Genomic DNA, 12,546 nt, shown 5'->3' on the forward strand with positions numbered 1-12,546 from the left:
TGAGTTTAATAAAAACTACCGATGACTGGAAACGAACTCATCTATAACTTTTGCCAAACTCTCAGGCTTAGTTAGCATAGGCAGATGCCCCGTTTCCATGACCACCTCAGCATCAGGTTTGATACTAGCGCCGATTTTTTGCTGAGAAGAATGAGATATAATTTTGTCATGCTCAGTATAAACATATAACTTTTTCAATTTTGAAAAAGCTTTATCAGTATATTCAACTTTACCATCCGCGATAGCTGCAGGCTCATCAACCGACAAAGCTAACACTTCTTTCTTGACTGAATCAGAGCTAGAAAACGTAAATACCCCAGCAAAAGCTTTAGGATCTTTTATCTTCAGCCAGCCCGACTTTTTATCGTACTCTACAGCGCTAAAGTAATTCTCATCGTCTTCTTTGCTCAACAATCCAAAAGGTTTTGCCCCTTTTAATGGCGCTACTGCGGCTATATAGGCAATCGATTGAATTTGATTTGCACCACAGAGAGATAACGCATGATTCACAACCGCACCTCCTTGGCTATGAGCAACTAAAGAAACTGAGCCTTTCACCTCTCTCATAGCCTGACACAAAGCCTTTGACGACACTGATAAAGTGACCTCTCTCGGATCTTGACTGTCATTTCGCCCAGGTAGATCTACGGCTAATGTTCTATAACCCTCGCTTTTAAGCGGCTCAATTACTTTTGCCCAAGACTCTCCTGTGAGATGCGCGCCATGCACAAACACCAACGTCGGCTTAGGTTCTTCAGAAACCTTACCCATTGAACATCCGGCTACTGATAAACAGGCAATCGATGCCATGACTAACTTCTTATACATGTGACTCTCCTAAAGCATGAAAAAACCTTTCACTTTAGTGTCTGCAATAGCAACATTGGTGAATCCTAAATCAGCAGATGCTAATGATTATCACTTACATTAATGCCGTTCATAATACGGGTATTTATGAATTCGATCTATAAAGAATCACTTGAGAGTTTGGATTTAGAAGAATGATAAAAGAGCTGTAAAGTTGCAGGAAATATATAGAAGCGTTAACGCTGAGAAAGCGAACAATACGATTCAAAAGGTCGGAAGATTTATATGGAGATAGAACAACCAAGTACGAAGATGCTTCACTCCATACTTGGCTGTAACGTTTGATAAAAAACTTAAAATAAACGACGAAGTCGTTCTAGATCTTCTGGCGTATCTACGCCCGCTGGCGGCTGCTCATCAGCTTCCGCCACATGAATTCGAGCACCATTCCACATTGCACGAAGTTGCTCAAGACACTCTGTCTCTTCTATCGGCGCTGGAGGCCACTTAACAAAATCGTTTAGCAGTTTGACACGGTATGCATAAATGCCAATATGTCGCTGCCATGCAAAACCTTCTGGCATAACATTCCGGTTCGTATCTTCCGCAAAACTATTGCGAGGCCATGGAATTGGCGCACGACTAAAATAAAGCGCCATACCCCGAACATCACTAACCACTTTAACAACATTCGGATTGAGCAAACTTTCGATATCTGTGATTGGCTCGCTAAGCGTAGCAATACTAGCTTCAGGTTCAGCACGAAGGTTATGCGCAACCTGATTAATGATTCGAGCAGGCACTAACGGCTCATCACCTTGTACATTTACGACAATATCATCAGCGTAATAACCTAAGTCACTAACAACCTGTTGCAAGCGATCAGTACCAGAAGGATGGTCAGATGAAGTCATACACACTTCAGCGCCAAATGACTGTGCCACATCAGCGATTCGCTGGTCGTCTGTGGCAATAAGAACACGATCCGCTTCACTTTCGCAGGCACGCTCGTAAACATGCTGTACCATTGGCTTACCGTTAAGATCAGCTAACGGCTTCCCCGGAAAGCGAGTCGAGGCATAGCGGGCCGGTATAATGACAGAAAAGCCCATAACTTAATCCTGCTCGCGCTCTTCTGCGGTTAGCTCACGCGCTTCAGTTTCAAGCAACACAGGGATATCGTCACGAATTGGATAAGCTAACCCACTCGCTTTAGAGAAAAGCTCATTAGTGCTTTCATTGTATTCCAAAGGCGTTTTGGCTACTGGGCATACCAGAATATCCAACAACTTCTTATCCATTTTGTGTTTTACCTTTATTAGCTATAGCAATCTTTAATTTATCTAGCAGTTGCGCATAAAATCTCTCTGCCAACTGCGCTTTAATTAGTAAATACCAACAATGCGACTGAGCAAACTCAGTAACTTTTACCGCATCTTTCTCTGTCATGATCACTGGGTAGTCATCACTAAACTGAAAATCCTCAACAGTATAAAACGAATGATCGGGCTTAGCATGAGGAATAACGGTTACTTTGAGTTCTTGCTCAAGGGTATTAAAAAAACGCTGAGGATTACCAATCCCTGCAACAGCATGAACTTGTTTGCCGCTTAATGCATCCAATGACAACTCTTCATCCGTTAAGCAGTTTTTTAACGCTGTAGGCTGAAGGAACATCTCTTCTACAGTTGCAGCTTCCGCAATCTTACTCTGCAAGCACCCATTACTGACAATAAGATCAACACTACGAAGCCGGTCTGGCTCCTCTCTTAATGGACCAGCAGGCATTAATACCCTATTCCCTAAACCACGCTCGCCATCAATAACAACAATCTCAATGTCTCGATCTAATCGATAATGCTGTAAACCATCATCACTAATAATGAGATCACATTCGTAATTATCTAGAAGATACCGCGCTGCTGAAGGTCGATTAGGATCGATGATAACGGGGCACTGGCAACGCTGAGCCAACATAAAAGGCTCATCACCAGCTAACTCGGGAGAATCTGCTGTAGTGACGTCAAAAGGGAATTGTGTCGCCTTAGACTTATAACCGCGACTTATGATGCCAGGCTTATAACCTTCTAGCTTTAATCTCTCGACCAAACTTATCGTTAGGGGTGTCTTACCGGTTCCGCCTACACTGATGTTACCAACGATAATAACTGGTACAGGCGCTACCCATGCCTGCTGCAAATCAGCGTCCTTTTTTCTCTTAGCTAGAAATCTATATAGAGCACTAAAAGGCTTTAAAACACAAGGAGCAGGCTTTTCAGAGTACCAGCGCCCTTCCAACCGAATCATTGAGCATCAGGCTCCTGAGTAGTGATACTCAATTTGCTAAACCCTAGCTGTCCCGAAACATTCATCGCAGTGACAACAGCTTGATGCGGTGTTTTAGCGTCAGCAGTAATCACTAATGGCATTTCGCGATCATTACCCGCTAACTCCTGTAAAGCACGTCGAAGCGTCTTCGCCTGCGTGTTCACTAGAGCCTTACCATTTACGCTGTAATGTCCTTCATCAGTAATCAAAATCTCTAGAACTTCGATCTCTTTGACGACTGATTCGCCAGAAGCCTCTGGTAGATCAACGTCAAGGTGTGTTTCTTTAGTGAAGGTAGTCGAAACCATAAAAAAGATTAATAGCAAAAACACCACATCAATTAATGGTGTTAAATTGACATTAACCTCTTCAACCCGTTGGCGGGGGAATTTCATGCGCTTACCTATACCTACTCAACGTCGATGTCACGCTCACCGTGCATCACTTCAATAAGTTTTACCGTTTCTTGCTCCATAGTGATAACTAAGGAATCAATTCGGCGTTGAAAATAGCGATGAAAAATAAGCGCAGGGATTGCGATCGTTAAACCTGCCGCTGTAGTGATTAGTGCTTCTGAGATACCACCAGCAAGAAGGCTGGTATTACCTGTACCGTGAATCATGATCTCAGTAAAAACTTTAATCATACCGATCACCGTACCTAACAACCCGAGCAAAGGCGTAATGGCAGCAATAGTCCCAAGCGGGTTTAGAAAACGTTCTAAATCATGCACAACCTGGCCAGCAGCTTCTTGAATACTCTCCTTCATAATCTCTCGACCATGAGATGCGTTATTTAGACCAGCCACCAAAATCTGACCTAGAGGGCTATTACCCTTTAGATCTTTTAGCCTTTCTGCAGTGATATTGCGCTGCTTTATTAGGGTCCAAACTTCTGCCAAAAGCCCTGGAGGCGCAACACGATCCGCACGCAAAGTCCAAAAACGCTCCAAACAGATTGCTAATGCTATAACCGAGCAGATAACGATTGGAATCATAATCCAACCACCAGATTGTAAAAGCTCAAACACAGTAATTTCTCCTTTGACTGCGCGTACTCTATCACAGAGATTAAAACGATCTCCAGAATCGTTTTTCATCCTCTCTCATTGTTATTGTTTTACACCCTTCATGGGCATCAGCAATTAGCATAATGGCACCATCTTTAGCAGTCTCATAGGTTTTCACCCCGCTATCTAAAAATCTCTGCACAACATCAGGATGAGGATGCCTAAAAGCGTTTGCATAACCAGCACTAAAGATCACATTTAAAGGCTTGATTGAGTTGATAAACGCAGTAGACGAAGAGGTTTTACTTCCATGGTGCGAGGCAACTAACCAATCAACAATTGGCGCAACTTTAGGGATTAGCTCAAGTTCTTTTTGAGCACCAATATCCCCTGGTAATAACAACCGGCAATTCGGCGACTCGATCATTAATACGCAGGAACGATCGTTATCATTCGCACCTTCCGCTCCTGCAAGAAACGTAAACTTAACTCCATTCACCAGCCATCCACGACTTGCTGTACAAACCTCTGCACTTTTATATCGATAAGACGTTGTTAACCTATCCACCTTGATGGAATCGAATACAGCTGCAGCGCCTCCTGCATGATCATTATCACTATGACTTAGAACAAGATGATCGATTGAATCAATATTTGCGTTCTCAAAATCTGGCAAAACCGCCCTTTCATAGGCAGTTCCACCAGAGCGATAAGATGGTCCAGTATCATAAAGTAATTGATACTCCCCAACCTGCACTCTAACAGCTAAGCCTTGCCCTACATCGTAAACCCAAACCCTAAAATCAGAGTCGTCCTTATACTTAGAACTTGAACCGACAATTGCAGGCATCAACAGCAGCAATACCACCGATGTAGGCAACGACAATCTCAGTAACAGCAAACATCCCGCAACCAGCACCACTAAAAACAATACAACAATGTTCGGAGCATCTAACTGCCAGTAGCCCATTTCAACCTTTTGGTTCCATTCGACCGACCACCAAAACAGATCTGACATACCGTTCAGCAATGGAATTAGCAAATCGATACCGACACAAGTAAGTCCAAGATGCAGGAATAACAAAGGAACAAGCACTGAAAAAAACGGTATAGCGATCAGATTAAAAAATGGTGCTATCACCGACACACCAGAAAAGTAAAACAGGTAGATAGGCAGCATACCTATCATCAACATAAACTGAAGGCTCAAGGCCATTCGCCATCCACGCGAAAATTGAGATATCCAAATCAACAATGCAACAGCCAAAAACGAGAGCCAGAACCCTATCTCAAAAAAAGAAAGGGGATTGAAAGAAAGAACAACGACAAAAGCTATCCACCACCTTGTCCAATGATCCAGATAAAACATTCTGCTACCAGTGAACAATAAGACCAGCAACATAATAAAAGCGCGTTGTGCCGGTATACCTACGCCTGATATCAAGAGATAAAAAGCAGCTAAGCTTAATGCGCCGAAATAGGGGAACTGGTGCTGAAAGTGAATACGATAAAACACGACACCCGCCAGCCTGCCGATCCACCAACCGCAGAAGGCCATAAAGCCAATGTGTAATCCACTAATCACCGCTAGATGCACAACGCCACTATGTTTCAACAGGTCCCAATCATGAGCCTCCAGCATCGATTTTGTGCCCGTCGTTAATGCTTGAAACAGAGCTATCGTCTGCTGGGTTTCAAATTGAGTTTGTATAGAGTCATTAATCCATATTCGAGTACGAATGTTCCAACTATCGGCTTCCGAAAGAACATTAACTTGACCACGAACGTAGCCAGTAGCATCAATCCCTCTAGCTAACAACCAACGCTCATAATCGAAGCCTGCAGGATTAACTAGGCCATGTGGAGGTTTGAGCCTAGCAGTTAACTCAACACGATCACCCAGCGAAAGTGTTAAATCAGGGTTATACCAAGCAAGGCTAAGTCGATTAACCTTTAAATTTTCATCAGTCCTTGCCCCTTGCACCCCTTGAATCTCGTCGACATCTACTAAAAATCTTAAAACGCCCTCTTGATATCTAGGTATATCGGTTATGACGCCCTGTAATTTCCAGTCTGTGCGTTTAAGAGATTCCGGTAAACGTTGCTCAAGCTGGACAACACCCCACAGATTCACATAGAGAAAACTGACGAGGAAAAAGCTCAAGTGTAATGATCTGATACGCGGAGTTAAAATCAGCAGAGGTGCTATAACTGTCACAATAGCAATAGAAAATGTCACTGGAAGTAATTGCGGTTGCAAAAGCGCCACCGCAAAACCAACAGCAATCGCGATCATCCTTGATCTCATGCTTTAGTTTCCTTGGCTTAACTGAACGTAAGGGGCATAATAAACCCTCATCCCGTTTGCTAGCCCATAATAAGTAAATAAGAAGATGCCGCGCAAACTTATAAAAAAATACATGCCCAATGAAGACAAGCTAAAGCAGCACAAACATCTTAGCTGGCTTGGTAGTCACATCCACGAACCAAACCTTTGGCACCTTAATCGAAAATCAGTTTCACGTGCCTTTTTAGTGGGTTTGTTTTGCGCTTTTTTGCCGATCCCTATGCAAATGATAGTGGCTGCAATTCTTGCGGTAATGATCCGAAGTAATCTTCCAATTTCTGTTGGCTTAGTTTGGATTACCAACCCATTAACTATGCCGCCAATATTTTATTTCACTTATCTGGTTGGAGATTTCCTTATTGGAGACCCTAACCAACAGATCGATTTCGAGATGAGCATGGATTTCATCCAAAACAGCTTATCCTTGGTTTGGTGGCCCCTACTGTTTGGATCGGTAATCTGCGGGATAGTATTCGGTATACTCGGCTATCTAACAGTACAAGGTTTCTGGGCTTGGCATGTCGGAAAAAGCTGGAAAGACCGAGCTAAACGTACAAAGTAACCAGATTATAGAACAATAAAAAAGGGTGACATTAAGTCATCCTTTTTCAATTAGCTTGCCATCGATTAACTCTAGCACCCTACCCGTTTTACGGGCTAACTCAGGATCATGTGTTACTAGGGCAAAAGCTATATCATATTCTTGATTAAGATTATCGATTAGCTCCTGAACACTTTCGGCTGTTGTTCGATCTAGATTACCCGTAGGCTCATCCATCAATACAACTGCAGGCTTCCCGATCAGAGCTCGCGCTATTGCCACACGCTGCCTTTCACCACCGCTTAATTGTGCAGGCTTATGATGTAATCGCTCGCCTAATCCTACCGACTCAAGCACAGCTTGCGCTTGCTCTTTTACCTCAGCAATGGATTGATCTCTCATCAGCAAAGGCATAGAGGCATTTTCCAATGCAGTAAATTCCGGAAGAAGATGATGAAACTGGTATACAAAACCCAAGGTTTCATTCCTTACTTGCGCACGCTTAGCCTCGGAACCGGCATGTAGATCATGACCGTTAATGATCACATTGCCCTTCGTAGGCTTATCCAAACCGCCAAGGATATTAAGCAGCGTACTTTTACCTGAACCTGATGAGCCTATAATGGCTAGCTGCTCACCTTTATGAAGAGCAAAGTCTAAATCCTTTAGGACTTCAACATTTCGGCCAGCATCGCTGTAGCTTTTAGAAACCCCTGCCGCCTGCAATACAATTTCTTGATTACTCATATCGTAGCGCCTCAGCAGGATCTGTTTTGGATGCTCTCCAAGCAGGGTAAATCGTTGCAAGGAAACTAATCATGAGTGCTGTGCCTGTAATGACACCTACATCAGGCCATTGTAAATCGGACGGAAACTGACTGATAAAGTAGACATTCGGATCTAAGAACTGAATCGCAAAGGTTGATTCCACCCAGCCAATAATATCGGCGACATTAAGTGCCAAGGTCACACCCAAAACCGTACCCATCAAGGTTCCTAAAATACCAATCACCGTGCCTTGAACCATAAAAATACGCATAATTCTGCCAGGTGTAGCACCTAAGGTTCTAAGTATGGCCACATCAGCTTTTTTATCTGTAACGACCATCACTAGGGTAGAAACAATATTGAAAGCTGCTACAAGCACAATTAGGAATAGCAAAAGACCAATCATGCGTTTCTCTAGCTGAATCGCTTGGAATAAGTTCCCGTGTGTACGTGTCCAATCGCTGGTTCGGTAATAACCTTGAAGGCCTGCAGCAATTTCTCTGACAGCTTTTGGCGCGTCAAATAGATCATCAAATTTAAGGCGAATACCATCCACACCTTCGCCTAATCGCTTAATTTTTGCAGCATCTTTAATATGGATATAAGCCAAATTTGCATCTAGCTCAGCACCCACTTCAAATATGCCAACCACTGTAAATCGCTTCAAACGGGGAACTACACCTGCAACACTGACAGATGCTTCTGGCAAGACTAGCGTCACTTTATCGCCAACCTTAACCCCCAAATAGCGCGCCAAAAGATTACCTAAAACAATGCCAAACCGCTGCTGATTCAATACATCCAGCGTACCTGATTGGATATGATCACCAAGAATTGAAACGTCAGCCTCTTCAGCTGGATCAATGCCATTGATAAGCGCTCCACGAACAACTCCGCGACTGGTCAACATCCCCTGCGCTTGAATGAAGGGTGCAGCAGCAATCACACGAGGGTTTTGTTCCAGCGATTCCACCAGCACAGGCCACTCTTCAATAGATTTTCCATAACCACTGATTGATGCATGCGGGACCATACCGAGAATGCGCTGTTTCAGCTCTCTATCGAAGCCATTCATAACAGATAGGACAATAATTAATGCAGCCACACCTAACATCAGCCCCAACATCGAGGCTAAAGAGATAAAGGAGATAAAATGGTTATTGCGCTTAGCTGCCGTATAGCGCAATCCAATAAATATAGATAAGGGCTTAAACATGTGGCGATTAAACCACATAAAATTATGCGTGTGAAACGATAAAAGACTGAACTTTTAGAATAGGAACAAGTCTTAACTTACTGTTATTAAAACATTAGTTACTATAAAAACTTTACATTTCAATCTACTAAAACAAATCATTCATAGGTGCTTTTGTACGCGTTTATTCATATACTCCAAGCTATCTATGCAATATTAATTTGAGGGCAAAGCATGCAGGAACAAGATCGCCGTCAGTATTTCCGTATTGACCAACATGTTTCTTTAGAACTGAAAGTCATTTCTGAATCAGAAATTTCTGATCACCCAAGCCCTACACAGTTCGATGTTTCGCCTAATTTTCTTCTTTTAAGCCAACTTCAAGCGCTTGATAGCGACAGTAGCCATCTATTACGTAAGGTTGCAGAAAAAGATAGCAATGTTGCGACTTTATTGACGGTTATGCATAACAAGATCGAGCGAATCGCCCAAGCAATCGCCTCAACAGAAATGACCGTAGGCCAAAGCGCGATCCAAGAAGTCAATCTATCTGAAGGCGGCTTACAGTTCAGATACAACGAAGCTATTAAAAAAGATGCATTCTTATCGATCAAGCTCGTATTCCCTGACTCATGTATTGGCCTTCTACTCTATGCACAATGCCTAAGAAGTGATTCCATGGGAGATGGTAGCCACCTGACCAGCGTCGAGTTTATTAAAATGCCTGAGAACTGCCGTATGATTTTGGCTCGCCAGATTTTCGAAAGCCAAGCTAAATTGCGCAAACAGCAAGTTGAAGAACCACAAGAAGCTTAAGTAATGAGCAAAGGGATCATTGCACTCACACAAGCTTTTGATCGACTGAACCAAGTACAAAAGTCACTAAGCACTCAACTCCAGCAAAATGACTGTAGATATTGGCTGCTTAGTGATAACCAACAGGATTCGTCATTAACTGACGCTATAAAAACTATCACCAATATATGGCATTCAGCCGGAGGAGATGGTCGGCGTACCGAGAACCTATACGGCCTCATTGGTGTGCCTTGCCATATCATTCCGCTGATTCATCAACTCAATACTCATAAGCAAAATTTTCAAACTCGCGTGAGACAATTTCGTGAAGCTCGCGGGGACCCAAACCAAATTATCTACAAACGCGCCGAAGAACTTAATTTAGCACTTCAGCAACAAGGCATGGCGCGCGTAAATTTAAAACAGTGTTACCGCCAAATACCTCTACTTGAAAAGCGTCCAAACAAAGTAACCTTTAGCTGGTACAGTAGTGGCAGAAGCTTAAGGAAAGTATCGATTAAAGAAGCAGAGCAACGCCTGTTAGCTATGGATACTAATCAATTACATATCCAGCTTCAGCTTCAAGCACTAGGCAAAATCCCAAGCAATGAAGTGCTAGTACAGTTACAAAATCAAGTTCCTGTGATGCGAGCGAATATCGTTTGGAAAGATAAAGACAAACTCATAAGAAAAGCTCGTAACTGCCCGCTTCCTTTATTTTTCCCTTTAGATGCAGAAGAAGCTTTTCCGGAATATAATACCCCCTCTTTTACACCCCCCGATCAACGCAAACGGCAGCTTCGGAGTGATGTAATTATCGACCCCGAACCATATTTACCGAGCTTGCGTATACACCGCTACAAGAAGACATGACTGAAGAAAAATCGAACAAAAATACTAAACTCCACCATTTAGCAGCTGGCATTGGTTTCGCTGGCTTAATTTTGTGGTATTACGCAGGCTACAAACTAGGTTTTCTTGACTGGGCCATTCAGCAAGTTCCACCCAAATATGCAGGCGCAGGCATGATGGTTGGCGTCATGGTGTTGATGACACCTGGCTTTTTCATTTGGTCGCGTTATAACCGCTGGATTGAAAAGCTTTTAGAAATTACAGGTCAGTACTATGAAGATGAGTACTACAAAAACGACGAAGCCTTAAAACAACAACGCAAAAACAAAAAGAAGTAGCTTCCATTTTTTCCTTTAGCACTCGGAACTCATCCACTACCTGCTCCTGAGTGCTCTTCAGCCTTAATTAAGGCTATACCGTTTAATATCTCCCTTGAAAAACCTTCACGTTATCAAACTTGAAGAATATCCAAGCTAGACCTGTAATTAAAAAACCCCTTCATTTTGTCGCTGATGGATGCGGCAGGATAGACATAGAAGCAGGAGGCTAGTTATGCAGTATTTACTTGCTTTAGTAATGGTCTTTCTTGGCTCTTATACGCCGATATGTCAAAGCATGGAATTAGCCGCAACATCTCCTCTACAGGCAGCAAATCAAAATTCCGTTCCAGAAACTTCAGCTGAGCTATTAAAACCTCCATCTAACGCCAAAGATGTGAAGCATCTTGCTAGTGACTTGAACCCGATTCAAATCTTGCAGAAAGAATATGAGAAGTACCGCGCTCTAGCAGATACTCAGCAATGGAAAACCATTCCAAGAGGGCCATTACTAAGATTTGGCGACACCCACCCGCACGTACCGATGATTCGAGAAAAGCTCATTACACTGGGTGATCTTTCATCAGCAAACTGTTCATCCATTTCAGACCCACTGTTTGACACAGAGCTGCATGAAGCATTGGAAAGATTCCAGAAAAGGCACGGCGCCAAGGTTGATGGTATTGCAGGCCCTGAAACAAGACGCACTCTAAATGTTTCTCTTCATAAAAGAGCGGATCAGTTATACGTAAATATTCTTCGACTTCAGCAGTTCCAACCAAACACTGATCGCTACATTCAAGTCAATGTGCCTGACTTTAGACTACACCTGATCGAGCAAGGCAGATCAGTCCTGAGCATGAAAACCATCGTGGGCAAGAAGAAAAGGAAAACCCCAATCTTCGAAACAGAAGTTAACCGTATCGTAATCAACCCCTCTTGGCACGTGCCTAAGAGTATCGCCTATAGAGATATCGTGCCTGAACTTGAGAAAGACCCAAGTTTTCTAAAGAAAGCGAGACTGAACCTAGTCACTGGCTGGGGCAATAACAAACGCATTATCGCTGCTGAAGATATCGATTACGATAAACTATATAAAGGCGAAAACTATCAACGTTTTTGGGAAGCACCAAGTTCATCAAACACGCTTGGAAGTGTGAAATTCCTGACCTCTGGCCCTTATTCAGTCTATCTCCACGACACTTCAGCTAAACGCCTTTTTAATGAATCTAAGCGCGCTTTTAGTTCAGGATGCATTCGAGTTGAGCAACCACGCCAACTTGCAGATCAGCTCATGCGAATGACACAAGGTTGGAATAGCAGCAAACTAGATCCATTATTTGAACAAGAGAAAACTAAACACATACGTTTGTTAGACCCTATCCCATTACATGTAACTTATTGGACTGCGTTTATCGATCAGGACGGTGATTTAAACTTCCGTCACGACCTATATAAACGCGATAGATATGACCTAACACGACTAGAAGAAGCACTTTTAAACACAGATGCACGCCAAAATTAATCAAGTTGCTCAAAATATACTCAAGAATAATTCATGCAGATGACTGATCAATTTATATACAA

14 protein-coding genes are annotated in these 12,546 nt (G+C 42.9%); 5 read left to right on the top strand and 9 right to left on the bottom strand.

Annotation, left to right across the window (positions count from 1 at the left end):
* Positions 1-15: 15 nt before the first annotated feature.
* The 7 genes from ACMXYP_RS09480 to ACMXYP_RS09510 all read right to left on the bottom strand — a co-directional run bounded on the left by ACMXYP_RS09480 (position 16) and on the right by ACMXYP_RS09510 (position 6,452).
* Positions 16-828: an alpha/beta fold hydrolase gene (locus ACMXYP_RS09480; RefSeq protein ID WP_415881396.1), complete on the bottom strand. Its 813-nt coding sequence runs from the start codon at positions 826-828 to the stop codon at positions 16-18.
* A gap of 332 nt (positions 829-1,160) precedes the next feature.
* Positions 1,161-1,919 carry a 3-deoxy-manno-octulosonate cytidylyltransferase gene (gene kdsB / locus ACMXYP_RS09485; RefSeq protein ID WP_415881397.1) on the bottom strand — a complete coding sequence of 253 codons (759 nt, stop codon included), beginning with the start codon at positions 1,917-1,919 and terminating at the stop codon, positions 1,161-1,163.
* Positions 1,920-1,922: 3 nt separating this feature from the next.
* Complete coding sequence (locus ACMXYP_RS09490; protein WP_415881398.1) at positions 1,923-2,108, bottom strand: Trm112 family protein; 186 nt, start codon at positions 2,106-2,108, stop codon at positions 1,923-1,925.
* Entirely contained in the window at positions 2,101-3,114 is a 1,014-nt protein-coding gene (gene lpxK, locus ACMXYP_RS09495; protein ID WP_415881399.1) for a tetraacyldisaccharide 4'-kinase, read from the bottom strand. Before lpxK ends, ACMXYP_RS09490 begins: the two co-directional genes overlap by 8 nt.
* The gene (locus tag ACMXYP_RS09500; protein WP_415881400.1) at positions 3,111-3,530 is read right to left on the bottom strand and encodes an ExbD/TolR family protein; all 420 of its coding nucleotides are present in this window, start codon (positions 3,528-3,530) and stop codon (positions 3,111-3,113) included. The genes lpxK and ACMXYP_RS09500 overlap by 4 nt, the downstream gene beginning before the upstream one ends.
* 14 nt (positions 3,531-3,544) lie before the next feature.
* Positions 3,545-4,165 carry a MotA/TolQ/ExbB proton channel family protein gene (locus ACMXYP_RS09505; RefSeq protein ID WP_415881401.1) on the bottom strand — a complete coding sequence of 207 codons (621 nt, stop codon included), beginning with the start codon at positions 4,163-4,165 and terminating at the stop codon, positions 3,545-3,547.
* Between the two features lie 40 nt (positions 4,166-4,205).
* Positions 4,206-6,452: a DNA internalization-related competence protein ComEC/Rec2 gene (locus ACMXYP_RS09510; RefSeq protein ID WP_415881402.1), complete on the bottom strand. Its 2,247-nt coding sequence runs from the start codon at positions 6,450-6,452 to the stop codon at positions 4,206-4,208.
* A 112-nt stretch (positions 6,453-6,564) separates the two neighbouring features.
* Between ACMXYP_RS09510 and ACMXYP_RS09515 the strand changes: the two genes are divergently transcribed.
* On the top strand, positions 6,565-7,053 hold the full coding sequence (locus ACMXYP_RS09515; RefSeq protein ID WP_415884657.1) for a DUF2062 domain-containing protein: 489 nt from the start codon (positions 6,565-6,567) through the stop codon (positions 7,051-7,053).
* 36 nt (positions 7,054-7,089) lie between these two features.
* On the opposite strand, the gene lolD is transcribed toward ACMXYP_RS09515, so the two are convergent.
* Both lolD and ACMXYP_RS09525 read right to left on the bottom strand, forming a co-directional pair.
* A complete protein-coding gene (lolD, locus tag ACMXYP_RS09520; RefSeq protein ID WP_415881403.1) occupies positions 7,090-7,779 on the bottom strand; it encodes a lipoprotein-releasing ABC transporter ATP-binding protein LolD in 690 nt (229 codons plus the stop codon).
* Positions 7,772-9,016 (bottom strand): lipoprotein-releasing ABC transporter permease subunit, encoded by a 1,245-nt coding sequence (locus tag ACMXYP_RS09525; RefSeq protein WP_415884658.1) that lies wholly within the window; start codon positions 9,014-9,016, stop codon positions 7,772-7,774. The genes lolD and ACMXYP_RS09525 overlap by 8 nt, the downstream gene beginning before the upstream one ends.
* A gap of 213 nt (positions 9,017-9,229) precedes the next feature.
* On the opposite strand from ACMXYP_RS09525, the gene ACMXYP_RS09530 reads away from it, so the two are divergent.
* The 4 genes from ACMXYP_RS09530 to ACMXYP_RS09545 all read left to right on the top strand — a co-directional run bounded on the left by ACMXYP_RS09530 (position 9,230) and on the right by ACMXYP_RS09545 (position 12,484).
* On the top strand, positions 9,230-9,811 hold the full coding sequence (locus ACMXYP_RS09530; RefSeq protein ID WP_415881404.1) for a PilZ domain-containing protein: 582 nt from the start codon (positions 9,230-9,232) through the stop codon (positions 9,809-9,811).
* Between the two features lie 3 nt (positions 9,812-9,814).
* On the top strand, positions 9,815-10,663 hold the full coding sequence (locus ACMXYP_RS09535; protein WP_415881405.1) for a hypothetical protein: 849 nt from the start codon (positions 9,815-9,817) through the stop codon (positions 10,661-10,663).
* On the top strand, positions 10,660-10,980 hold the full coding sequence (locus ACMXYP_RS09540; protein WP_415881406.1) for a hypothetical protein: 321 nt from the start codon (positions 10,660-10,662) through the stop codon (positions 10,978-10,980). Before ACMXYP_RS09535 ends, ACMXYP_RS09540 begins: the two co-directional genes overlap by 4 nt.
* 214 nt (positions 10,981-11,194) lie before the next feature.
* Positions 11,195-12,484, top strand: a complete 1,290-nt coding sequence (locus ACMXYP_RS09545) for a L,D-transpeptidase family protein (protein ID WP_415881407.1) — start codon at positions 11,195-11,197, stop codon at positions 12,482-12,484.
* Positions 12,485-12,546 lie beyond the last annotated feature (62 nt).

This window comes from Neptuniibacter sp. QD34_54 (assembly GCF_047778055.1).
Taxonomy (GTDB): domain Bacteria; phylum Pseudomonadota; class Gammaproteobacteria; order Pseudomonadales; family Balneatricaceae; genus Neptuniibacter.